A 21,970-nucleotide genomic window follows, 5' to 3' on the forward strand; every position below is an offset into this window, starting at 1 on the left:
GAAGCGGGCAAGGCATGACCGCATGGAGCCTGCATCCCGCACAACGAGCGGCGCGGCACTCGGGTTACGCACTCACGATGATCTGACCGACCGGTTAGGGAAGGTCACCAGGAGTGAGCGCATGTGGCACGGAACCGGTCGGTGAAACCTGCGGACAGGGGCGGGTCAGGGGTCAGCGGGCGTCTTCGGGGAGCAGCCGCGCCAGGGTGCGTACGGCGCGGTACTGGAGGGTCTTGATCGCGCCCTCGTTCTTGCCCATGACGCGGGCGGTCTCGGCGACCGAGAGGCCCTGCAGGAAGCGCAGCGTGACGCACTCCTGCTGTTGGGGGTTGAGCTTGCGTACCGCCTCCAGCAGGGCGGCGTTGGAGAGGGATTCGAGGACCGAGTCCTCGGGGCTGCGCTCGACCTCGTTGGCGTCGAGCATCTCTCCGGTGGTGACTTCCAGGCGGAAGCGGGAGGACTTGAAGTGGTCGGCGACGAGGTTGCGGGCGATGGTCACGAGCCAGGCGCCGAAGTCGCGGCCCTGCCAGGTGAAGGTGCCGATGCGGCGCAGGGCCCGCAGAAAGGTCTCGCTGGTGAGGTCCTCGGCCGTGGCGCGGCCGCCGACGCGGTAGTAGATGTACCGGTAGACGGTGTCGGCGTACTGGTCGTAGAGGCGGCCGAAGGCGTCGGCCTCGCCCGCCTGGGCTCGTTCGACGAGGTCCATCATGCGACGGCTGTCGCTGTCGGCGGGGCGACGGGCGGTGGTCGTGCCGGTGCCGGAACGGCGGGTTCTGCCGGCGGCCTTGCCGACCGCAGCACTCCCGTCGGCCAGGGCGTAGCAGGGTCCGGCGGCGGGGACGGCTGAGGCGAATGCGGGGACGGCGTACGCGGTGGGGACAAAACTGCGCAGGTGGTCGACGAGTGTCGTACGCAGCGTAGCCAGGCCCGAGGCGTCAACCCCGACGTGTGGGTACACGGGACTCCCAGAGGCAGAGCTTCCATCACGTGCAGTGCGGGACCGTTCACTCGTCGTAGGGACGTGTGGGTTCCGGATTGCGTCTGAGGAGAATAACGCTTCGTACAGGCAGCGCTACACCCAGTTGCTCAAATCATCGATTAGTTACGTTCCGTGCCGGGTTGGTGGCAGATCAAGTATCGATTACTGAGCAACTTTTGATCGGAAGGAAACGCAATCTGCCTGGTTGGAGGGCGTGTTGTGGTTAACCGGCAGCAAAGGGACTGAGGGGACGGCGGAGGGGGTAGGAAGCCGGGATGGTCCGCCGTCCCGTCAGGTGATCAGGCCTGGTCAGCGGCGTCGGCGCTGCAGTGCGACCGCGGCCGCGGCACCGCCCGCCAGGGCGCCCACACCGGCCGCCGCGGGGATGCCGATCTTGGCGGCCTTGCGTCCGGTCCGGTAGTCGCGCAGCCGCCACCCCTGCTCGCGGGCGTGCTTGCGCAGCCGGCTGTCAGGATTGATCGCATAGGGGTGCCCGACGAGCGAGAGCATCGGGATGTCGTTGGCGGAGTCGCTGTAGGCCGCGCAGTGCGAGAGGTCCAGGCCCTCCGCGGAGGCCAGGGCGCGGACGGCCTCGGCCTTGGCCGGGCCGTGCAGCGGCTCGCCGACCAGTTTGCCCGTGTAAACGCCGCCGACGGACTCGGCGACGGTGCCCAGCGCGCCGGTCAGGCCGAGCCGGCGGGCGATGATCGTGGCGGTCTCGACCGGGGCCGCGGTCACCAGCCACACCTTCTGACCTGCGTCGAGGTGGGCCTGGGCGAGCGCGCGGGTGCCGGGCCAGACCCGCTCGGCCATGTACTCGTCGTAGATCTCCTCGCCGATGGACATCAGCTCGGCGACGCGGTGGCCCTGGACGATGGACAGTGCGCTGTTGCGGACGTCCGCCATGTGCTCGGGGTTCTCCGAGCCGGCCAGCCGGAAGTAGATCTGCTGCCAGGCGAAGCGGGCCAGATCGCGCTTGTGGAAGAAGTGCCGCTTGTACAGGCCGCGGCCGAAGTGGAACAGCGCGGCGCCCTGCATGACGGTGTTGTCCAGGTCGAAGAAGGCCGCGGCGGCCGTGTCCCCGACGACCGGGAAGTCGGGCTCCGCCGGGGTCTCGGTCTCCTCGGCGGGCGGCGCTTCCTGGGAGGACTTGCGGGCGGCCTCGGCGGCGGCCTCGCCGGCCAGCACGCTGCGGGCCGTGGCGGGCCGTCTGCGGCGGGTGAGCCAGCCCAGGGAGAAGAGTGCCCCGGTGGGGCTCCAGCGGGGGCGGTGAGCGGGCGACGGGCGGGCCATGGCGCTAGCGTAGCCAGTTTGTTCGGTGCAGCCGGTTACGGGCGCGTGTCAGAAGGGCCTGGAGAGGGGGAAGTGTGCATTACCGCCAGTTCTGGGGGGCCTCTGCGGGGCCTTAGGGGGCGGGCGAACACTTCCCGTAAGGGGAGGAGGAGCCCCCTGCGGGCCACAACGTGGCGAGGGGAGGGGGTATTCCGGGGGGTGGGGTACGGCGGGGCGGGGGCCTGGGAGGGCTGGGGCGCGGCGCGGGAGGGGGCGTCCCTGAGGGGGCTGCGGCGTGGCGGGGGCCGGGTGTTCCCGAAGGGGCTACGGCGCGGCGCGGGGGAGCGGTGTTTCGAGGGAGTTGCGACGCGGCAGGGGGGCGATGTCCCCAAGGGGGCTGCGGCTCGGTGGGGGAAAGGGGGCCGAGGGAGCTATGGCGCGGTAGGGGAAAGGGGCCGCGAGAGGGCTGCGGTGCGGCGGGGGGCCCGGGAAGGCTGGGGCGCGGCGCGGGAGGGGGGCGTTCCTGAGGGGAGCTGCGGGGCGGTGGGGGAAAGGGGTCCCGAGACAGCTGCGGCGCGGCGAGGGAAGGGGTGTTCCTGAGGGGGCTGCGGGGCGGCGGGTGGGGTGGTGTGGTTCGGGGTCAGGCGCCCAGGGCTGTGCGGAGGCGGTTGGGGTCGACGCGCCAGAAGTCGTGCTGGGCGCCGTCGACGAGGATGACCGGAATCTGCTCCCAGTACTTGTGGTGCAGTTCGGCGTCCTCGGTGATGTCCTTCTTCTCCCAGGACGCGCCGGTCTCCGCGCACACCTTCTCGATCACGGCCTGGGCGTCGTCGCAGAGGTGACAGCCCGGCTTGCCGACGAGGGTGACCATCCGGTCGGCGGGGTTCTTGCGGGGGCTGCGGCTGCGCGAGCTGAACAAGGGGGCCATGGAGTCATTGTGCCGGGTTGTGGTGCGTGGGTGGGTGGGTGTGCGTGCCCGTAGCGGCCGGGCCGCCGGGCCTGCCGTCGGGCGGGCGTGTTGTGGCGGTCGGGGCCGTGCTGCCCCAGGGCCGTATCCCGGGCGGGTGTGTCATACGGGCCGGGCCGGCCAGCGCCGCCGGGCCGGCCAGCGCCGCCGGACCTCGGACCCCGGCCCCCCCCGGGCGGCCGGCCCCCGGCCCCGCGCCCCGCACCCCGGCCCCGCGCCCCGCGCCCCGGCCCCGCGCCCCGGCCCCGCACCCCGGTACCCGGCCGTCGCGCCCCGCCCCCGGCAGCCGGTCGCCGTGCCCCGCCCCCCCGGACACCCGCAGCCCGGAATCGAGGCGCGCCTCCGGTTGTCCGGGTCGATTACCATCGATGGGCGATTTGTAGGTTTCCGGGGGTATAGCGGTGAGGAGTGAGGGCGCGTGCTCCCGTGGGTGCTGCCGTGTTTCGCGGGTGGCGCGAGTGAACGGCGTGACGTGGGAGTTGGTTCCGCGGCGGCTTGTAATAGGCGCGTGAGCCCGGTCACTTTGGGCGGACAAACCGGACACCATCTTTGTGCACGCGTTCACAAAGACATAGCCTGCAGAAGACAGGGCGGTCGGGTTCCATGCGGTCGCCCGCAGCCCCGCTCTACCCGCAGGAGCACCGTGGCAACTGGCCGAACTCACCGACCGGCGACCCGCAGCCGAGGCATTCCCGAGGCCACCGTCGCCCGGCTTCCGCTGTATCTGCGTGCACTGACCGCGCTGTCCGAGCGCTCGGTCCCCACGGTCTCCTCCGAGGAACTCGCCGCCGCCGCCGGGGTCAACTCCGCCAAGCTGCGCAAGGACTTCTCCTACCTCGGCTCCTACGGGACCCGCGGTGTCGGCTACGACGTGGAGTACCTCGTCTACCAGATCTCGCGCGAGCTGGGGCTGACGCAGGATTGGCCGGTTGTGATCGTCGGTATCGGTAACCTCGGCGCCGCGCTCGCCAACTACGGCGGCTTCGCCTCCCGTGGCTTCCGGGTCGCCGCGCTGATCGACGCCGATCCGGCCATGGCCGGCAAGCCCGTCGCGGGCATCGGGGTCCAGCACACCGACGAGCTGGAGCACATCATCGAGAGCAACGGTGTGTCGATCGGTGTCATCGCCACACCGGCCGGGGCCGCCCAGCAGGTCTGTGACCGGCTGGTCGCCGCCGGCGTCACCTCGATCCTCAACTTCGCGCCGACCGTGCTGACCGTCCCCGACGGGGTGGACGTGCGCAAGGTCGACCTGTCGATAGAGCTGCAGATCCTCGCCTTCCACGAGCAGCGCAAGGCGGGCGAGGAGACCGGGCCCGAGAGCGGCACCCCGGCCACGGCCGCCCGTGCCGCCGCAGCCGTGGCCGGCGACCGCAAGGGACCTGACGGGGACATGCCCGCCGTGATGCCGGCATGACCCTCCTGGTCGTCGGACTGAGCCACCGCAGCGCGCCGGTGAGCGTGCTGGAGCGGGCCGCGCTCGCTCCCGAGGCGCGCGGCAAGCTGCTGCAGGACGCGGTGTCGGCCGAGCCGGTCACCGAGTCCGCGGTGCTGTCCACCTGCAACCGCATCGAGCTCTACGCCGACGTGGACAAGTTCCACGCCGGTGTCGCCGAGCTCTCCACCCTCCTGGCCCGCCACAGCGGCGCCGGTCTGGAGGAGCTCACCCCTTATCTCTACGTCCACTACGAGGACCGCGCCGTCCACCACCTCTTCTCGGTGGCCTGCGGCCTGGACTCGATGGTCGTCGGCGAGGGCCAGATCCTCGGGCAGATCAAGGACGCGCTGGCCGTCGCCCAGGAACTGCACACCGCGGGACGGCTGCTGAACGACCTGTTCCAGCAGGCGCTGCGGGTCGGCAAGCGGGCGCACAGCGAGACCGGTATCGACAAGGCCGGACAGTCGCTGGTCACCTTCGGGCTGGAGCAGCTCGCGGGCGACCGGGACGTCGAGGCCTGGGCGCGCGGCAAGCGGGCGCTGGTCATCGGCGCCGGATCGATGTCGTCGCTGGCCGCCACCACCCTCGTACGGGCCGGTGTCGGCGAACTGGCCGTCGCCAACCGCACCGTCGAGCGCGCCGAACGGCTCGTGCGGATCCTCACCGAGCCGGGCGGCCCCGGTGCCGCGAACGGGCTCGCCGCCCGTGCGGCCGCCATGACCTCGGTTCCCCAGGAGCTGGCGCTCGCCGACATCGTGGTCTCCTGTACCGGCGCGACCGGTCTGGTCCTGGCCGGCGAGATGGTCGCGGCCGCGCGCCAGGGCAGCACGGCTCCGCTGGCGCTGCTCGACCTCGCGATGCCGCGGGACATAGACGCCGCGGTCCACCGGATCGAGGGCGCGCACCTCGTCGACATCGAATCGCTGGCCGACGCGTCCGCGGACGCGCCGATGGCGGCCGACGTGGACAAGGTGCGCGGCATCGTCTCCGACGAGGTGGCCGCGTTCGGCGCCGCCCAGCGGGCCGCGCACATCACCCCCACCGTGGTCGCCCTGCGCACCATGGCGGCGGATGTCGTCGCCGGTGAGATCGCCCGGCTCGACGGCCGCCTTCCCGACCTGGACGACAAGCAGCGCGCCGAGATCACCCAGACCGTGCGCCGCGTCGTCGACAAACTCCTGCACGCGCCCACCGTTCGGGTCAAGCAGCTGGCCAGCGAGCCCGGCGGCGCCGGGTACGCGGACGCCCTGCGGGAACTCTTCGACCTCGACCCCCAGACGGTCGCTGCCGTCAGCCGGGCCGACACGCGCGCCGACAGGCACGATGCACGGGAGCGGGCATGACCGACAGCACCACGAGAGCACTGCGGCTGGGCACGCGGCGCAGCAAGCTCGCCATGGCCCAGTCCGGGCAGATCGCCGAGGCGGTCCGCCGGCTGACGGGCCGTCCCGTCGAGCTGGTGGAGATCACCACCTACGGCGACACCTCCCGGGAACACCTCGCGCAGATCGGCGGCACCGGCGTCTTCGTCTCCGCGCTGCGTGACGCGCTGCTCGCCGGGGAGATCGACTTCGCCGTCCACTCCCTCAAGGACCTGCCGACCACCCAGCCCGAGACCCTGGTGCTGGCCGCGATACCCGTACGGGAAGACCCCCGGGACGCGCTGATCGCCAGGGACGGGCTCACTTTCGAGCAGCTGACCGCCGACGAGGACCGGGTGGCCCGTATCGGCACCGGCTCCCCCAGGAGGATGGCGCAGCTCAACGCCTGGGCCAGGTCGCTGGACCGGCGTGTGGAGACCGTGCCGATACGCGGGAACATCGACACCCGCATCGGCTTCGTCGAGAAGGGGGAACTGGACGCGGTCGTACTGGCCGCCGCCGGACTCACCCGGATCGGCCGGATCGACGAGGCGACGCAGCTGCTGTCGCCCGACATGGTTTTGCCCGCCCCCGGCCAGGGGGCACTGGCGATCGAGTGCGCTGCGGTCAACGTGGACCTCATCGCCCGGCTCGCCGAGCTCGACGACCCGGACACCCGGGCCGCCGTGACCGCCGAGCGATCCCTGCTCGCCGCCCTGGAGGCCGGCTGTTCCGCACCCGTCGGAGCGCTGGCCGATCTTTCCCCGAGTGCTCGACTTCGTTCGAGCAGGGGAGGCCCCAAGGCCGACGAGCAGGCTGTCACCGAATTGCATCTGCGTGGTGTCGTCGGCACGACCGACGGCAGCACGCTGGTGCAACTGTCCACCACCGGGCACGTACCCGCCTCTCCCGACGACGTGTCGACCCCGCTGAACATGGGTCGTGAACTCGCCGCCGAGATGCTCGCCAAGGGTGCGGCCGGTCTTATGGGGGAGCGAGCACTTTGAACCCCACCGCCCCAAACCACTCCGCCGGTCAGGTCACCTTCCTGGGTGCCGGGCCGGGTGACCCGGGTCTGCTGACGCTGCGTGCCGTGGAGGCGCTGGCCTCCGCGGACGTACTCATTGCCGACCCGCAGGTGCTGGACGTCGTGCGCGTGCATGCCCGCGCACAGGTGGACACACCACTGCAGGCATCAGCTGACGAGGCGTCAATCCCCGCCGACGTCCCTACCCTTAGGGACACCGCCAATCTTGTCATGACGGCCGCCCGTGCGGGCAAGCGGGTCGTGCGTGCCGTCACCGGGGACCCCGGCCTCGACGGCGATGTCGCCGAGGAGATGCTGGCGTGCGCCTCCGAGGGCATCGTCTTCGAGGTGGTGCCCGGTATCGCCGCGGCCGTCGGTGTACCCGCGTACGCCGGTGTCCCGCTGCGTGACGCCGAGGGCACCGACGTGCGTTTCGTCGACGCCCGCAGCGCCGATGCGCGCTGCTGGTCCGAGGTCGGTGCCAGTGACGCCACCGCCGTCGTCTCCACCACCCTCGACTCGGTGGCCGCGGCCGCCGCTGAGCTGGTGTCCGGGGGCCGCAAGCCGGACACCCCGATGACCGTCACGGTCGCCGGCACCACCACCCGCCAGCGCACCTGGACGGCCACCCTCGGGTCGGTCGCGCAGGTGCTGAAGGCCGCAAAGGTGCTGCCGTCGGCGGACGGCGGCCAGCCGGTCATAGCCGTGGTCGGTGAGCGCAGTGCCGCGGCCCAGCGCGACCGGCTGTCGTGGTTCGAGTCCAAGCCGCTGTTCGGCTGGCGGGTGCTCGTGCCGCGGACCAAGGAGCAGGCCGCTTCGCTCTCCGACCAGCTCGTCTCGTACGGCGCGGTGTCGCACGAGGTCCCGACCATCGCCGTCGAGCCGCCGCGTACCCCGCAGCAGATGGAGCGCGCGGTCAAGGGCCTGGTGACCGGCCGCTACGAGTGGATCGCCTTCACTTCGGTCAACGCCGTCAAGGCCGTCCGGGAGAAGTTCGAGGAGTACGGCCTCGACGCCCGCGCCTTCGCCGGGATCAAGGTCGCAGCGGTCGGCGAACAGACCGCCAAGGCGCTGGTCGCCTTCGGTGTGAAGCCCGACCTGGTGCCGAGCGGCGAGCAGTCGGCCGCCGGTCTGCTGGAGGACTGGCCGCCCTACGACGCGGTCTTCGACCCGATCGACCGGGTCTTCCTGCCACGCGCCGACATCGCCACCGAGACCCTGGTGGCCGGCCTGATCGAGCTGGGCTGGGAGGTCGACGACGTCACCGCCTACCGGACGGTGCGCGCCTCGCCGCCGCCGGCCGAGACGCGTGAGGCGATCAAGGGTGGCGGCTTCGACGCCGTGCTGTTCACGTCGTCGAGCACGGTGCGGAACCTGGTCGGTATCGCGGGCAAGCCGCACAACGTGACGGTCATCGCCTGTATCGGTCCGGCCACCGCCAAGACCGCCGAGGAGCACGGCCTGCGGGTGGACGTCATGTCGCCCGAGCCGTCGGTCCACAAGCTGGCCGAGGCGCTGGCGGACTTCGGCGCGGCGCGGCGCGATGCCGCCGTGGAGGCCGGGGACCCGGTCACCCGGCCGAGCGAGCGGCGGCCGGGGTCGCGTCGGCGGGCCCGTAGCTGAGCGGAGCGGTAGCAGCGGGAACGGCTTGAGGGCGCCCCTTTGGGGGCGCCCTTTTGCGCGAGGGCGGGCGGCCGCCCGCCCTCGCCGAGCGGGACTACGCGGTCACCCGCTGCCTTTCACCGGCTGCCTTTCACCGGCTGTCCTTCACCCGCTGCCCTTCATCCGCGGCGGCCCGGAGCAGCACCCCGGTGAGCTCGTCCGGGACGGAGAGCATCGGCCAGTGCCCGGTGTCGAGTTCGAAGAAGCCCACATGAGGCTCGGCGAGCACCTGGAAGCGCGGATCCCCCGACCGCACCAGGGACTCGACCATGGCGATGTTCATCCCCGTGCCGGTACAGAAGACGCCGCTGCTCGGCAGCTCGGCGGTGGCCCCCGACAGCCGGAGCGGCTGGGTGAGCGCACCCAGCGGCTGCGGCGAGGCCAGGCGGGCGAGCCGGGCCAGCGCGTCCGCGGGGACGTCTGCGACGCTGTTCCGGCCCCGCACGGCGTCGAGTGACGGCGGGGGGATCCGCCAGCCGTCCTCGGCCTGTTCGGCCCGTTGCCGCCACCCGTCGCGGACCGCGGGATCGGGCTCGAAGGTGTCCACCAGACTGCGCACCGAGAAGCCGTCCATCGGCAGGGGCGCCGACACGTACACGATCCGGGACACCCGTTCCGGGCGCCGGTCGGCGGCGCCCAGCGCCGGGAAGCTGCCGGAACAGTGGGCGACGAGCACCACCTCGGGCGTGTCCAGGTGATCGATGAGCTGCACCAGATCCTCGATATGGGTCTCCAAGTCCGTTTCCGGGCCCGCCAGATGGCGGCGGTCGCCCATGCCCGTGAGCGTGGCCGCGCAGGCCTCGGCTCCCCGCTCCCGCAGCCGGTCCACCACGTCCTGCCACAGCCAGCCGCCCATGTGACCGCCCGCCACCAGCACATACGCCGTCATCAACGCCTCCTCGTACAGCTCGGCCGCGCGTCCGGACCCCCGATGACCCGGCCGCGCATGCCGTTACGGTAGGAACTCCCCCTGAGGGAGGTTCAAGGCATGGCCGTGTCCGCGTCCCCCGACGGCATGTGGAGCATCGGCGAACTCGCCGAGCAGGCAGGCGTCACCGTCAAGACCGTGCGCTTCTACTCGGACCGCGGACTGCTGCCCGAGGCCACCCGCAGCGCCGGGGGCCACCGCCGGTACGGCCCCGAGGCCGTGGACCGGCTCCGCCTGATCCGTTCGCTGCGCACCCTCGACCTGCCGCTGCCGCAGGTCGACCGGATCCTCGCCCAGGAGGACGTACCGGGCGCGGCGGACGCCCTGGAGGGTGCCGTCGCGGGGCAGCTCCGCGAACTCGGCACGCAACTGTCCGCCCTGCGCTGGCGGGAGGCCGCCCTTCACCTTCTCCGTGACTGCGCCCCCGAGGAACGCGCCGACCGCCTGCGCCTGATCGGTGCCGTGGACATCCCGCCCAGCACGGACGCCCTGGCCCGCTTCTGGCGTCACGTGCTCCCCGCGCGGCTTCCGGCCCGCCTGCTCTCCACGGTGCTCGAAGCGGCGGTGCCGCAGCTCCCCGCCGACCCGACCCCGTCCCAGGTGCTGGTCTTCGCCCGGCTGCACGCCGTCGCCACCGACAGCCGCGTCCGCGACATCGGCATCCGCCGCCTCGCCTCCCGAACCCCTGACGAGGCCTGCCGTCCGGCCGTCCTCTACGAGGGGCTGGTCGAGGCGTGTGCGCTCGCCTCGGCGGACGTACGGGACCGACGGCCCCCGCACGCGGGCGAAGCCCTCGACTGTTTCGTCGCCGCCCACGCCGGCTTGCGCAACGCGCGGGACACCCCCGCCTTCCGCCGCCAACTCAGCGTCCAGCTACGCCGGATCGCACATCCCCTCATCGATCGCTACTGGCAACTCGTCGGCGAACTTCCCTCCGCTGACCGGCAGCCGACCATCGGCGCCATGGACGACTGGCTCCGGGCTGCGCTGGACGCGCAGGTCGCTTAGGTGGTCTGTCCGGTGCCGTGCAAGGCCGGTGCCATGCGGGCTCGCCGACCGCGGTCGGCGAGCGGACCGCCAAGGCGCTGGCGGACTTCGGTGCGGCGCGGCGCGATGCCGCCGTCGAGGCCGGGGACCCGGTCGCCCGGCCCAGCGAGCGGCGGCCCGGGTCGCGGCGGCGGGCTCGTAGCTGAGCGAAGCGGTAGCAGTAGCAGGAACGACTGAAGGGCGCCTCTTTGCAGGGCGCCCTTCTGGTTGTCTTCTGCTCGTGCGCCGTCAGTGCCTGGAGGCGTACGGGAAGACGTCGGTTCAGGTGGTGGGCTTGATCAGGCGACGAGGGCTCCGGTGCGAATGGCGAACTCCCGCACTCCCTGCACGCGGGCAGGCCCATACAGCAGACTCGACGTCAGGGCCCGGAGCGCCGGCCGCCGTACCTCCTGCGGTGCCTCCCGCTCAACGTGGCGCAGTGCTGCGAAGGTCTGCGGCCCATTGCCCAGGGCGTGCCACATGCGGGCGGTGTCCGTCCATGCTCGAGCCTTGCGTTCCGCCGTCGCCATCTGGGAAATGTCAACCGCGACTGCGACCTTCACGCCCTCATCCGGCGTGCCGAGGGCGTTGTGCACGCCGATCCGGTAGATGTCCACCTGCGCCCGTGTGGCTTCTACCGTGAAGAGGCCAGGAACCTCGGGCAACCGCTCGACGTCCTCCTGCGCTTGGTCGAGGAGGCCTAGTGCCGCGGAGCGGTCGCCTCCCGTCGCTGCCGAGTACGCGGCAGTCAGGAGCAGTGTGGTCCGTACCGCACCGGTACGGTGCTTCCCGGCATCCAGGTCTGCCGCTTCACGGGTGAGCAGGTGTACCGCGGACGAACATTGTCCGGAGCGCCGCATCGTGATCGCAAGCACCCGGGAGGCCTCACCGATTACCACCGGCATGTTGCTGGCCCGGGCTGCAGACAGCGCACGGTCAGCGGCAACCCATGCCGCATCAGAGTGCTGCTTCGACGCAAGCTCGGCGGCCAGAACGTAAGCCCGGGCCAGCAACCCGCTCGCCTGTTGGCGGGCCAGGCCGCTGGAAACCTCCCGGGTCGCCTCGGCCGTTGCCAGCAGACCGGGTAGCGCATGCCCAAGATCGGTGTACCGGGCCGCCCGGAAGGCATGCCTCGCTGCCGCCGCCTGCTCCGCCAAGCGGGCCGGTGCCATCGGCTCGGCTGCTGGAAGGTGGAAGAGGACATCGTCCAGGCCGGCGGCCTGAACGTCCGGCGTAGCGGCGGCAGCCGGGCCAGCGCCCATGACAGCCGTCGCCCCGGCGGCAAGGGCCCCGGTCAGCAGTTCCCTACGACGCACCGCATCCTCCTCGTCCGACGGCCAGATCGTCACCGTAGCGATCTGTCGGGCGTCCGGCACAGAGGAATGGGTCAGCCTGTCGAGCGGGATGCCCAATACGCCGGCCAGACGCACAGCCACGGAGTAGTCCAGGCGCATCTGGTTGGACTCGATCCGCGAAATCGCCGACGCCGAATAGCCACACAGGGCGCCCAAAGCCTTCTGCGTGAGCCGGGCGGCGTTTCGGGCACCTCGGATGAGTGCACCGACGTCCACGAATCCCGGTCCATTGCCCATAGGTACCTCCTGTGCACCGACGGGACGCACGACGCTAGCGGCGATTCCTGAGGCCCGACAGGGCGCGCGGCAGGCACACGGTGTGCAGCTTCCGCACACGGAGTGCGGAAGCGCCCCCGGCTGCTCTCACCTCAGTCGTCAGACCGACATGGTGGTGCAGCCGGCGGACGGCGAACCCAGCCGCCCGCGCATCGCACTTCCACTGGAGGCAACCATGGACAAAGTGCTTGTCACAGGCGGGGCCGGGTTCATCGGCTCGCACTTCGTCAAGCGCATCTTGCGGTCCGACGACGTTAAAGAGGTCACCGTTCTCGACGCTCTCACGTACGCCGGCCACATCGAAAACCTCGGCGAGGCATTCCTCAGCCCGGAGCTGACGTTCGTACACGGCAACGTCCTCGACACCCAGTTGGTGAACGAACTCGTGTCGCGGCACACGGCTATCGTGCATTTCGCCGCGGAGTCCCACGTCGACCGGTCCTTCTTCGCCGCCGGCGCCTTCCTGACCACGAACGTACTCGGCACCCATACCCTCGCGGACGCCGCTAAGACACACGGCATCGAGCGCTTCGTCCACGTCTCGACGGATGAGGTGTACGGGCCCCTGCCCGAAGGCTCCGCCACGGAGAACGACCCGGTCAGCCCCACCGTCCCCTACGCGGCGTCGAAGACCGCCAGTGACCTTGTAGCCCTGAGCTACCACCACACCTACGACGTCCCGGTGTGTGTCACCCGCAGCAGCAACAACTACGGCCCGTACCAGCATCCGGAAAAGATCATCCCCCTGTTCGTCACCCGGCTTCTGCAGGGCGAGAAGGTGACCCTGCACGACCGGGGCCAACACATGCGGAACTGGCTGCACGTCGAAGACAACTGCGCCGGGATCGAACTGGTCCTGCGCGGCGGTGTCCCCGGCGAGGTCTACAACATCGGCGGGGGGACGGACCTGACCAACCGGGAGCTGACAGCCGAACTCCTGGGCCTGTGCGGCGCCGATTGGGACTCGGTCACCTACGTACCGGACCGGCGCGCGAACGACATCCGGTACTCAATGGTGTGGACGAAGATCGCCGATCAGCTTGGTTACAAGCCGTCCCGCCCGTTCAAGGACGGGCTCTCCCAGACCGTCGACTGGTATCGCGACAACCCCGGCCGGTGGGCCCCGCTGCTGCGCAACCCGCACGCCGCCCGTGCCATGGTCGCGCTCGGCCCCGGCAAGGAGGAATCCCGTGCCCACTGACCAGCTCGCCCCGCGCAGAATCCTCGTCACCGGTGTCGGTGCCCACCCGGGCCTCGGGCTGACCCGGAGCCTCATGCGCCTGGGCCACAAGGTCATCGCCGCCGACGCCAGCTCTCTCGCCCCCGGATTACTGCTCCCCGAAGTCGTTCCCCAGGTAATCCCCCGCGCTGACGACCCCGGCTACGCCGGCACCATGACCGGGCTGTGCCGGGACTTGGCGGTGGACGCGGTGGTGGCCGGCATTGAGAACGACGTTCCACCGCTGGTGGACATGGCGCCCCAGCTGGAAGCCCACGGCGTCCACCTGTGGCTCCCAGATGCCGAGTCGGTGCGGGCATGCATCGACAAGGCCGCCTTTCACCAGGTGCTGACCAAGCACGGCATCGCGACCCCCCGCACCTGGCGCCCCGAGGCGATCGACCGGATCCCTGCCGGAACGGAGTTGGTGGTCAAGCCTCGGCGCGGCCACGGAGCGCAGAGCGTCCACTTCGTCGACAGGCTGGAACAGGCTCGTGTCCTGTGCGAACTCGTCCCGGAACCCATGGTGCAGGAGCGGGTCCACGGCAGCGAGTTCACAGCGGACTGCCTGGTGGACCGCACCGGACGCGCCTCGGTGATCCTGCGCCGCCGGGATCTGGTGAAGGCCGGCCTCGCCGCGGTCTCCACCACATTCGATGACCCCACCGTCCGCGATCTCGTCGTGAAGACGCTGGATGCGATCCGCGCCCGCGGGCTCTGCTGTGTGCAGGGGTTCATCTCCGACGACGGTGCGGTCACGATCACCGAGCTGAACGTCCGGGTCGCAGGTGGCTTCCTTCTGGCCGAAGCCGCAGGTGCGGAACTCGTCAGCCAGATGGTGAACGGTTTGTTCGGTCTTCCGGTCGACCACGACCGCCTCACGTACCGGCCCGGCGTGTTCCTGACGAACTACGTCGAGACCCTGGTCGTCGGCGATATCGCCGAACTCGATTTCACGGCCGCTGAGAGGGGAGAACCGTCATGACCGCACCCGCAAGGCCGGACGCCGGACGCAACGCCAGCCCGTTCCTGTACGGGCAAGAGGCCGAGGCGGTCGCCCGGGTACTGGAGTCGGGACAGTACGGACACACCGACGTCACCGAGGAGTTCGAGCGTAGGATCGCCGGCTTACTCGGCGTACCCGACGCCGTGGCCGTTGCCTCTGGCACCGCTGCCCTCCACACCGCCCTGCTCGCCGCCGGGGTAGGTCCTGGTGACGAGGTCATCGTGCCGTCCCTGACGTTCTGTGCGACCGTGCAGGCGATCCTCGCCGTCGGCGCCGCCCCGCGCTTCGTCGACATCGACCCCGCCACACTGTGCGTGACCGATCAACTCGTCATGGAGGCGGTCGACGACACCACGGCCGCCGTCATTCCGGTCCTGTTCGGGGGCAGGGCAGTCGATCTCACCCACCAAGAGGAGCTGACCGAGCGCGGGATCGCCGTCATCGAGGACGCAGCGCACGCCTTCGGTTCTCGCAGCGGCACTCGACGCGTGGGCACGACCGGGGCCATGACCTGCTTCTCGTTCGGTCCGATCAAGAACCTCACCTGCGGCCAGGGCGGCATGGTCATCCCTCGCACGCCGGAGGAAGCCGACAGGATCCGCATGATGCGGCTCCTCGGTGTTGCCCGGCCTCAAGGCGAGCGTGCGAACTCGACCACCTACCGCGTGGGCTCCTTCGGCTTGCGCTACCAGCTCTCGGGCATCAACGCCGCCATTGGCTTGGCCCAGCTCGATCACTTCGACACGACCGAGCACACCCGCCGCCGTCTGTGGCGCACCTATCGGGACGCCCTCGCCCCACTGCGCGGCGTGACCCTCGTCGACGTTGATGTCGACCACACGGTGCCGCACCTGTGCCAGGTCCATGTCCCGCATCGAGATGACGTGTTCGTCGAGCTGCGGGCCCGGAATATCGGGGTGGCTGTCCACTACCCGCCCAACCACCTGCAGCCCGCCTTCGCCGCATGGCGGTGTTCCCTGCCGGCCACCGAGGACTGCGGCGAGGAGATCCTGAGCCTGCCCTTCCATCAGCACCTCACCGAGGCGGACGTCGACCACGTGGTGACCACCCTCGGACAGGCCCTCAAGTCAGCGGGAGGATCCTGATGCGCAAGCTGCTGACCGTGTGCCTGGGGAACCACTGCCGCTCCCCGTTCGCCCAGACTGCACTCGCCCGCAGGGGCGGCGCGGCCGTCACACTCCGATCAGCTGGGCTGATCGGCAAGTGGCAGGACCAGCCCGCCCACCCGTCCATGACCAACGCCGCTCGGCGACTGGGATTCGACCTCACCGCGCACCGCGCGCAGCAGATCACCCTGGACATGCTGGACTGGGCCGACGAAGTCCTGGCGATGGACGCCGCCGTCCTCGAAACGCTCCGTGCGATCAGCGGTGAGCACAACGCCCACAAGCTCGGGCTCTACCTCCGTGACCGCGATGTCCCCGACCCGATGGGCCAGGGCGAGGCAGTGTTCAACGACTGCGCCGTGCTCATCGAGGCGGGCACCGCGCTCCACACCGGCGGACACCGCCGGTAACAGACTGGTCAGCCGGACGCGGCGGAAAGGATCACGTCGACCAGCCTGTCCGCCGCGTCCGGGCGACCGTGGGTACGGGCTCTCTCCGCCATCAGGTCCCGGCGGGCCGGGTCCGACAGCAGGGGGCCGACCGCGTTCCGCAGGGCGGCTGCGGTGACGTCACCGAGCAACGCAACTGCGGCGCCCGACTCTTCGAGGTGCCGCGCATTGTGTGCCTGCTCGTTCCCGGCCGAGGAGGCGAGCGGGATGAAGACGGCCGGCTTTCCGAGGGCGGTCAGCTCGGCGAGCGTGCCGGCGCCGCTGCGGGAGATCACGAGGTCGGCGAGCGCCAAGACGTCAGGGAGTTCCGGGCCGACGAAGCCGGTGAGGTGGTATCTGGCGGCGAGTTCCGCGGGGAGGGCTGCGGCGTGCTGCTGGAGACCGGCGAGGTTGGCCGGACCGCACTGATGCACCAGATTGGCCCGGCTCAGCAGCCACGGCAGCGCGTCCCGGACCACCTCGTTGATCTGCTGGGAGCCCTGGGCGCCACCGGTCACGTAGACCGTCGGGAGGCGCCGGTCGAAGCCGTCCAGCCCCAACGACCCGAAGGCCTTGTCCGGATGTCCCGCAAGCACCTCGGGCCGCACGGGGTTGCCGGTGACGACGGCGGCACTGCGCACGGATTCCGGCAGGAGAGGCACTGTCGATTCCGAGGACACCGCGATGCGCGTCGCCGAGCCGGCGAGCTTACGGTTCGCCAGGCCCAAGCGGACGGTCTGCTCGTGCAGCACGAGCGGGCGGTGACACATGCGCGCGGCCAGGCCGGCGGGGACAGCGACGTACCCGCCGGTCGCAAGGACGACGTCCGGCCGGAAGTCGGACACGATTTTGCGGGCCTGCGCCACACCGAGCGGTACCCGGGCCATGTCCCGCAGATTGGCCGGTGAAGCCATCTTGAGCGGGTTGCTCGAACGACGGATCTTGCCGGTGGCCACCGTTGTGAACGCGATGCCCTCGGCCGGAGCCACCCGGGCCTCAAGGCCATCGGGCGTGCCGATCCAGAGCACGTCCAGCGCCTCGCCGGTCGCCGCGAAGCGAGACTGCAAGGTGCGGACCACGGTGGCAGCCGGATAGGTATGGCCGCCTGTGCCTCCCCCCGTGACGATCAGACGGAAGGGACGCGGGACAGGAGAAGCGCTCACCCGGCGCACCCTACGGGCTACCGGGAGCGGACGTTGTGTTTCCGGCCGGTGCCGCGCGAGCCCGCTGCGGCGGCCTGAACGGGGCGGCGGAGGGGCGGCGGAGGGGCCGTGACGGCCGACGATGCGTCGGCAAAGGCAGGGGCAAAGCGGGCGTAGCGTGGGCGGTATGACGAAGTACGGAAGCTTCCCCGGTGCGCGGCCCCGGCGGCTGCGTACCACCCCCGCCATGCGGCGGATGGTGGCCGAACACCGGCTGCACCCCGCTGACCTCATCCTTCCCGCGTTCGTACGGGAGGGGATCGCCGAGCCGGTGCCGATCTCCGCGATGCCGGGCGTCGTCCAGCACACCCGTGACACGCTCCGGAAGGCCGCCGTCGAAGCGGTCGACGCCGGGGTTGCCGGGATCATGCTGTTCGGGGTGCCCGAGGACGCGAAGAAGGACGGCGCCGGTACGGCGGGCACCGATCCCGACGGGATCTTGCAGGTCGCGATCCGTGATGTGAAGGCCGAGGTCGGCGACGATCTCGTCATCATGTCGGACCTGTGCCTGGACGAGTACACCGATCACGGGCACTGCGGTGTCCTGGATGCCGAGGGCCGGGTCGACAACGACGCGACCCTGGAGCGGTACGCCGAGATGGCGCAGGTGCAGGCCGACGCGGGCGTCCATGTCGTGGCCCCCAGCGGCATGATGGACGGGCAGGTCGGCGTCATCCGTGACGCGCTCGACCAGACCTCCCACGAGGACGTCTCGGTCCTCGCCTACACGGCGAAGTACTCCTCCGCCTTCTACGGGCCGTTCCGGGAGGCCGTCGGCTCCTCTCTCCAGGGCGACCGCAAGACCTACCAGCAGGACCCGGCCAACCTCCGTGAGTCGATGCGCGAGCTGGCCCTCGACCTGGAGGAGGGCGCCGACATGGTGATGGTCAAGCCGGCGCTGCCGTACCTCGATGTGCTGGCGAAGGTCGCGGACACGGTGGACGTGCCGGTGGCCGCGTACCAGATCTCCGGTGAGTACGCGATGATCGAGGCGGCCGCCGAGAAGGGCTGGATCGACCGGGACAAGGCGATCCTGGAGGCGTTGACCGGCATCAAGCGGGCCGGTGCCGACATGATCCTGACGTACTGGGCGACGGAGGTCGCGCGGGGGCTGTGAGCCCCGGGGGGCTGTGAGCCGCCCCGACCCGCTGCGCCCGCTGTGCCTGCCGAAGCTCCTGCCCCCGACCACGGGGCGGGAGCTTTGTCGTGGGCGCGACGTTTTGTCCGGCCCCTGCCGGGAACGCGCCGAGTGTCAGGGAAGGCCCCGACCGACCGAGGAGCGGGTAACCATGACTGCCAAGCGCAAGATGCAGGCCAAGGGCGCGCAGGTCATAGGCGCCATGAAGGAAGTCGTCGGCCGGGCCACGCACAACCGCAAGCTGGAGGCCGAGGGCAAGGCCGAGAAGACCGCGGGGCACGGGCTGGACGCGGGCGAGAAGGCCAAGGACGCGGTACGCAGGCCCTGGCAGCACTGAGGCGGCGTCGCTCCTGAAGCTCGGCCCTGAAGTGCGTCCTGAAGCGCGGCCCTGAAGCGCGGCCCTGAACCCGGGTCTCCGGCCCCGCCCCTTGAACCGCCCGGCCGCTCGGTCCGCTCAGCCCGTCACGGCCCGCGCGAGTACCTTCGTCACGTCCGCGATCAGCGCATCGTCGGCGTCCGCGGCCTGCTCCGGCTTGCCCGTCAGGACGGCCAGCACGACCGGGGTGCCGTCCGGGGTCCAGACGACGCCGACGTCGTTGCCGGTGCCCTACGAGCCCGTGCCCGTCTTGTCGGCGAGGGCCCAGTCCTTGGGCAGTGCGGCGCGAAAGCGGTTCGTGTTGGTCTCGTTGGCCTTCATCCATGCCGTCAGCCGGCCCCGGTCCGAGGGGGTGAGCGCGTCGCCCACGAGCAGCCGGGTGTAGGCGTGGGCGATGGCGGCGGGGCTGGTGGTGTCCGTCCTGCGCCAGGGCTCGGCCGAGTTCAGTTCCGTCTCCCAGCGGTCGAGGCGGGTGATGCGGTCGCCGAGGGAGCGGGCGAAGGCGGTGACGGCGGTCGGTCCGCCGAGTTCGCGGAGCAGGAGGTTGGCGGCCGTGTTGTCGCTGCGCTGGAGGGCGGCGGCGCACAGGTCGGCGACCGTCATGCCGGTGGTGACGTGCGCACCGGTGACGGGGGAATTGTCGACGAGGTCGGCGCGGGTGTAGTGGATGCGGCGGGCCAGCGTCTCGCCGTTGTGGTCGAGGTCGCGCAGCACCGCCCCTACGGCGAGGGTCTTGAAGACCGAGCAGAGGGGGACGCGGGTGTGGGCGCGGTAGGCGACCCTCGCGCCGGTGGCGAGGTTGTGGGCGAACGCGCCGACGCGGGACCGGTGTTGGTGTTCCAGGCGGCGCAGCGCTTCGTGCGGATCGGCGGCGGTGCGGGCCTGCGCGGCGGCCGATGCCGGGCGCTTCCGGTCGGATGGGGTGGCGGACGCGGTCGGGGTGGCGGACGACAGGAGACCTGCCGCCAGCAGTCCGGCTCCGGCGCCCAGTGCGGCGCGCCGGGCCGGGGCGGCGGCGGGCGCGGGTGCGGGTGTGGGTGTGTGCGCGGGTGCGGCCGGTTGATCGGTCGTGCGTGGTCCGTGGTGCATTGCTGTTGCCCTCCCCTGGAGACCGGAACGGCCCCGTACACGACCTCTGGTACGGGTCGGGTACGGGGCCGCAGTGGCTGGAGAGTAAGCGATCACGGGTCCGCGCCGTCGGCCGGACGACGCGGGCCGCTCAGAACCGCTCGGGCGAGAACCGCTCGGGCCGGAGCCGCATGGATCAGAGCCGCATGGATCAGAGCCGCTCGGGCGTCCGGATGCCGAGCAGCGCCATGCCCTGGTGGAGGGTGCGGGCGGTCAGCTCGCACAGGAACAGCCGGTTCGCGATCTGGTCCGGGCCGCCCTCGGCCTTCAGGACCGGGCACTGGTCGTAGAAGGTCGTGAAGAGCGAGGCGAGGCCGTAGAGGTACGCGGCGACCTTGTGCGGCTCGTAGGCCGCGGCGGCTTCGGCGACGGTCTCGCCGAACTGGTCGAGGTGCAGACCCAGCGCCCGCTCCGCCGGGGCCAGCGCCAGCTCCGGGTGCGCCGCGGGGGCCGCGTCACCGGCCTTGCGGAAGATCGACCGGATCCGGGCGTAGGCGTACTGGAGGTACACCGAGGTGTCGCCGTTGAGCGAGACCATCTGGTCCAGGTCGAACTTGTAGTCGCGGCTCGGCGACGTCGACAGGTCCGCGTACTTCACCGCGCCGATGCCCACCTGCGCACCGTTCTCGGTGATCTCCTGCTCGGTCAGGCCGACCGCCGCGCCCTTCTCGCGCACCACCGTGGTCGCCCGCTCGGCCGCCTCGTCGAGCAGGTCCTCCAGGCGTACGGTCTCGCCCGCACGGGTCTTGAACGGCTTGCCGTCCGCACCGAGGACCGTGCCGTAGCCCATGTTGTGCGCGGTGATGCCGTCGGTCAGCCAGCCCGCCCGGCGGGCCGTCTCGAAGACCATCTTGAAGTGCAGCGACTGGCGGACGTCGACGACGTACAGCAGCGTCGTCGCCTTCAGGTCGAGGACGCGGTTGCGGATCGCGGAGAGGTCGGAGGCCGCGTAGCCGAAGCCGCCGTCCGCCTTCTGCACGATCAGCGGCACCGGCTGGTCGTCCTTGCCGCGGATCTCGTCGAAGAAGACCACCAGCGCGCCCTCGGAGCGGACGGCGACGCCCGACTCCTCCAGCAGCCGCGCCGTCTCGGCCATCATGTCGTTGTACGCGGACTCGCCGACGATCTCGTCGTCGCGGATCTCCATGTCCAGCTTCTCGAAGACCGAGTAGAAGTAGACCTTCGACTCGTCCACGAACCGCTGCCACAGGTCGAGGGTCTCCGCGTCGCCGGACTGGAGCGCCACGACGCGCTTGCGGGCCCGCTCCTTGAACTGCTCGTCCGAGTCGAAGACGGCGCGCGAGGCCTTGTAGACGCGGTTGAGGTTGCTGATCGCCTGTTCGCCGTCGACGTCGGCCGCCGGGGCCAGCTCGCCGGGGTTCTCGATCAGGTACTGGATGAGCATGCCGAACTGGGTGCCCCAGTCGCCGATGTGGTGCCGGCCGATCGTCCGCTCGCCGGTGAAGTCCAGGATGTGGCGCAGGGCGTCGCCGATGACCGCCGAGCGCAGGTGCCCGACGTGCATCTCCTTGGCGACGTTCGGCTGGGCGTAGTCGATGACCGTGACGCCGGGCTGCTCCTTCAGCGGGACGCCGAGCCGGTCGTCGTCGGCGCGCGCGGCCAGCGTCTCGGTGATCGCCCGGTCGGTGATCGTGATGTTGAGGAAGCCGGGGCCGGAGACCTCGATCTCCTGGAGGAGGTCGTTGTCGCCGATCTCCGCGACGACCTTGGTCGCCAGCTCCCGCGGATTGCCCTTGAGCTTCTTGGCCAGCGCCAGCATGCCGTTGGCCTGGAAATCCGCCCGGTCGCTTCGGCGCAGCAGCGGGTCCGCGGCGCCGGCCTCCGGCAGGGCTGCCGAGAGGGCGTCCGCGACGCGCTGGTGAACCGAAGCTGCGAGGGAAGTGACCGAGGCCATGGAGAAGAGCTCTCTTCCGGAGGGAGGTGAGGAGGTGTCGTCGGAGCGGAATGGGGCGGAAAGGGTTTGCCAACGAGTATCCCACGGCAGTACCACTGATTTTCCGTCTGGGACAATGGGCACCGTCAGGCATTTGTGCG

Annotated in this window: 19 protein-coding genes and 1 pseudogene; 12 read left to right on the plus strand and 8 right to left on the minus strand. The window is 70.9% G+C overall.

Annotated elements, in window-relative coordinates; genetic code table 11:
- Window positions 1-172: 172 nt before the first annotated feature.
- The 3 genes from D9V36_RS24210 to D9V36_RS24220 all read right to left on the minus strand — a co-directional run bounded on the left by D9V36_RS24210 (window position 173) and on the right by D9V36_RS24220 (window position 3,179).
- Window positions 173-958 carry an ECF subfamily RNA polymerase sigma factor, BldN family gene (locus D9V36_RS24210; protein ID WP_088798525.1) on the minus strand — a complete coding sequence of 262 codons (786 nt, stop codon included), beginning with the start codon at window positions 956-958 and terminating at the stop codon, window positions 173-175.
- Window positions 959-1,288: 330 nt separating this feature from the next.
- Entirely contained in the window at window positions 1,289-2,272 is a 984-nt protein-coding gene (locus D9V36_RS24215; protein ID WP_129295616.1) for an HAD family hydrolase, read from the minus strand.
- Between the two features lie 619 nt (window positions 2,273-2,891).
- Complete coding sequence (locus tag D9V36_RS24220; protein ID WP_129295617.1) at window positions 2,892-3,179, minus strand: glutaredoxin family protein; 288 nt, start codon at window positions 3,177-3,179, stop codon at window positions 2,892-2,894.
- 682 nt (window positions 3,180-3,861) lie between these two features.
- Here D9V36_RS24220 and D9V36_RS24230 point away from each other — a divergent pair.
- The 4 genes from D9V36_RS24230 to D9V36_RS24245 are packed head-to-tail and all read left to right on the plus strand — an operon-like array spanning window position 3,862 to window position 8,667.
- Window positions 3,862-4,635, plus strand: a complete 774-nt coding sequence (locus D9V36_RS24230; protein WP_129295619.1) for a redox-sensing transcriptional repressor Rex — start codon at window positions 3,862-3,864, stop codon at window positions 4,633-4,635.
- Window positions 4,632-5,999, plus strand: coding sequence for a glutamyl-tRNA reductase (locus D9V36_RS24235; RefSeq protein WP_129295620.1), 1,368 nt, complete (start codon window positions 4,632-4,634; stop codon window positions 5,997-5,999). Before D9V36_RS24230 ends, D9V36_RS24235 begins: the two co-directional genes overlap by 4 nt.
- Window positions 5,996-7,024: a hydroxymethylbilane synthase gene (hemC, locus tag D9V36_RS24240; RefSeq protein ID WP_129295621.1), complete on the plus strand. Its 1,029-nt coding sequence runs from the start codon at window positions 5,996-5,998 to the stop codon at window positions 7,022-7,024. Before D9V36_RS24235 ends, hemC begins: the two co-directional genes overlap by 4 nt.
- Complete coding sequence (locus tag D9V36_RS24245) at window positions 7,021-8,667, plus strand: uroporphyrinogen-III synthase (RefSeq protein ID WP_129295622.1); 1,647 nt, start codon at window positions 7,021-7,023, stop codon at window positions 8,665-8,667. Before hemC ends, D9V36_RS24245 begins: the two co-directional genes overlap by 4 nt.
- Before the next feature lie 130 nt (window positions 8,668-8,797).
- On the opposite strand, the gene D9V36_RS24250 is transcribed toward D9V36_RS24245, so the two are convergent.
- Entirely contained in the window at window positions 8,798-9,595 is a 798-nt protein-coding gene (locus D9V36_RS24250) for an alpha/beta fold hydrolase (protein ID WP_129295623.1), read from the minus strand.
- A gap of 99 nt (window positions 9,596-9,694) precedes the next feature.
- On the opposite strand from D9V36_RS24250, the gene D9V36_RS24255 reads away from it, so the two are divergent.
- Window positions 9,695-10,642, plus strand: coding sequence for a MerR family transcriptional regulator (locus D9V36_RS24255; RefSeq protein ID WP_241721011.1), 948 nt, complete (start codon window positions 9,695-9,697; stop codon window positions 10,640-10,642).
- A gap of 17 nt (window positions 10,643-10,659) precedes the next feature.
- Window positions 10,660-10,827 carry a hypothetical protein gene (locus D9V36_RS41085; RefSeq protein ID WP_164992854.1) on the plus strand — a complete coding sequence of 56 codons (168 nt, stop codon included), beginning with the start codon at window positions 10,660-10,662 and terminating at the stop codon, window positions 10,825-10,827.
- 132 nt (window positions 10,828-10,959) lie between these two features.
- Here the strand turns inward: D9V36_RS41085 and D9V36_RS24260 are convergent, their stop codons facing one another.
- Window positions 10,960-12,252 (minus strand): helix-turn-helix domain-containing protein, encoded by a 1,293-nt coding sequence (locus D9V36_RS24260; protein WP_129295624.1) that lies wholly within the window; start codon window positions 12,250-12,252, stop codon window positions 10,960-10,962.
- 214 nt (window positions 12,253-12,466) lie between these two features.
- Between D9V36_RS24260 and rfbB the strand changes: the two genes are divergently transcribed.
- From rfbB to D9V36_RS24280, 4 genes are read left to right on the plus strand one after another with little or no spacing between them, the layout of a single operon-like run.
- The gene (gene rfbB, locus D9V36_RS24265) at window positions 12,467-13,492 is read left to right on the plus strand and encodes a dTDP-glucose 4,6-dehydratase (protein ID WP_129295625.1); all 1,026 of its coding nucleotides are present in this window, start codon (window positions 12,467-12,469) and stop codon (window positions 13,490-13,492) included.
- Window positions 13,482-14,495, plus strand: a complete 1,014-nt coding sequence (locus D9V36_RS24270) for an ATP-grasp domain-containing protein (protein WP_241721012.1) — start codon at window positions 13,482-13,484, stop codon at window positions 14,493-14,495. Before rfbB ends, D9V36_RS24270 begins: the two co-directional genes overlap by 11 nt.
- Entirely contained in the window at window positions 14,492-15,622 is a 1,131-nt protein-coding gene (locus tag D9V36_RS24275) for a DegT/DnrJ/EryC1/StrS family aminotransferase (protein WP_129295626.1), read from the plus strand. The genes D9V36_RS24270 and D9V36_RS24275 overlap by 4 nt, the downstream gene beginning before the upstream one ends.
- The gene (locus tag D9V36_RS24280) at window positions 15,622-16,053 is read left to right on the plus strand and encodes a low molecular weight phosphotyrosine protein phosphatase (RefSeq protein ID WP_129295627.1); all 432 of its coding nucleotides are present in this window, start codon (window positions 15,622-15,624) and stop codon (window positions 16,051-16,053) included. The genes D9V36_RS24275 and D9V36_RS24280 overlap by 1 nt, the downstream gene beginning before the upstream one ends.
- Before the next feature lie 8 nt (window positions 16,054-16,061).
- On the opposite strand, the gene D9V36_RS24285 is transcribed toward D9V36_RS24280, so the two are convergent.
- On the minus strand, window positions 16,062-17,234 hold the full coding sequence (locus D9V36_RS24285) for a UDP-N-acetylglucosamine--N-acetylmuramyl-(pentapeptide) pyrophosphoryl-undecaprenol N-acetylglucosamine transferase (RefSeq protein ID WP_129295628.1): 1,173 nt from the start codon (window positions 17,232-17,234) through the stop codon (window positions 16,062-16,064).
- Between the two features lie 166 nt (window positions 17,235-17,400).
- Here D9V36_RS24285 and hemB point away from each other — a divergent pair, with 166 nt between their 5' ends.
- On the plus strand, window positions 17,401-18,390 hold the full coding sequence (hemB, locus tag D9V36_RS24290) for a porphobilinogen synthase (protein ID WP_129295629.1): 990 nt from the start codon (window positions 17,401-17,403) through the stop codon (window positions 18,388-18,390).
- Between the two features lie 172 nt (window positions 18,391-18,562).
- Complete coding sequence (locus tag D9V36_RS24295; RefSeq protein WP_129295630.1) at window positions 18,563-18,748, plus strand: CsbD family protein; 186 nt, start codon at window positions 18,563-18,565, stop codon at window positions 18,746-18,748.
- Window positions 18,749-18,865: 117 nt separating this feature from the next.
- On the opposite strand, the pseudogene bla reads toward D9V36_RS24295, so the two are convergent.
- Window positions 18,866-19,876 (minus strand): annotated as a pseudogene (gene bla, locus D9V36_RS24300) (class A beta-lactamase).
- A gap of 190 nt (window positions 19,877-20,066) precedes the next feature.
- Window positions 20,067-21,830 carry an arginine--tRNA ligase gene (gene argS / locus D9V36_RS24305; RefSeq protein ID WP_129295631.1) on the minus strand — a complete coding sequence of 588 codons (1,764 nt, stop codon included), beginning with the start codon at window positions 21,828-21,830 and terminating at the stop codon, window positions 20,067-20,069.
- Window positions 21,831-21,970 lie beyond the last annotated feature (140 nt).

Source organism: Streptomyces lydicus (assembly GCF_004125265.1).
Classification (GTDB): Bacteria; Actinomycetota; Actinomycetes; order Streptomycetales; family Streptomycetaceae; genus Streptomyces; species Streptomyces lydicus_C.

Coding starts and splice junctions, on each gene's coding strand:
- D9V36_RS24215 (WP_129295616.1), bottom strand. CDS start 2,272: ATGGCCCGCCCGTCGCCCGCTCACCGCCCCCGCTGGAGCCCCACCGGG.
- D9V36_RS24220 (WP_129295617.1), bottom strand. CDS start 3,179: ATGGCCCCCTTGTTCAGCTCGCGCAGCCGCAGCCCCCGCAAGAACCCC.
- D9V36_RS24235 (WP_129295620.1), top strand. CDS start 4,632: ATGACCCTCCTGGTCGTCGGACTGAGCCACCGCAGCGCGCCGGTGAGC.
- hemC (WP_129295621.1), top strand. CDS start 5,996: ATGACCGACAGCACCACGAGAGCACTGCGGCTGGGCACGCGGCGCAGC.
- D9V36_RS24250 (WP_129295623.1), bottom strand. CDS start 9,595: ATGACGGCGTATGTGCTGGTGGCGGGCGGTCACATGGGCGGCTGGCTG.
- D9V36_RS24255 (WP_241721011.1), top strand. CDS start 9,695: ATGGCCGTGTCCGCGTCCCCCGACGGCATGTGGAGCATCGGCGAACTC.
- D9V36_RS24260 (WP_129295624.1), bottom strand. CDS start 12,252: ATGGGCAATGGACCGGGATTCGTGGACGTCGGTGCACTCATCCGAGGT.
- rfbB (WP_129295625.1), top strand. CDS start 12,467: ATGGACAAAGTGCTTGTCACAGGCGGGGCCGGGTTCATCGGCTCGCAC.
- D9V36_RS24275 (WP_129295626.1), top strand. CDS start 14,492: ATGACCGCACCCGCAAGGCCGGACGCCGGACGCAACGCCAGCCCGTTC.
- D9V36_RS24280 (WP_129295627.1), top strand. CDS start 15,622: ATGCGCAAGCTGCTGACCGTGTGCCTGGGGAACCACTGCCGCTCCCCG.
- hemB (WP_129295629.1), top strand. CDS start 17,401: ATGACGAAGTACGGAAGCTTCCCCGGTGCGCGGCCCCGGCGGCTGCGT.
- D9V36_RS24295 (WP_129295630.1), top strand. CDS start 18,563: ATGACTGCCAAGCGCAAGATGCAGGCCAAGGGCGCGCAGGTCATAGGC.
- argS (WP_129295631.1), bottom strand. CDS start 21,830: ATGGCCTCGGTCACTTCCCTCGCAGCTTCGGTTCACCAGCGCGTCGCG.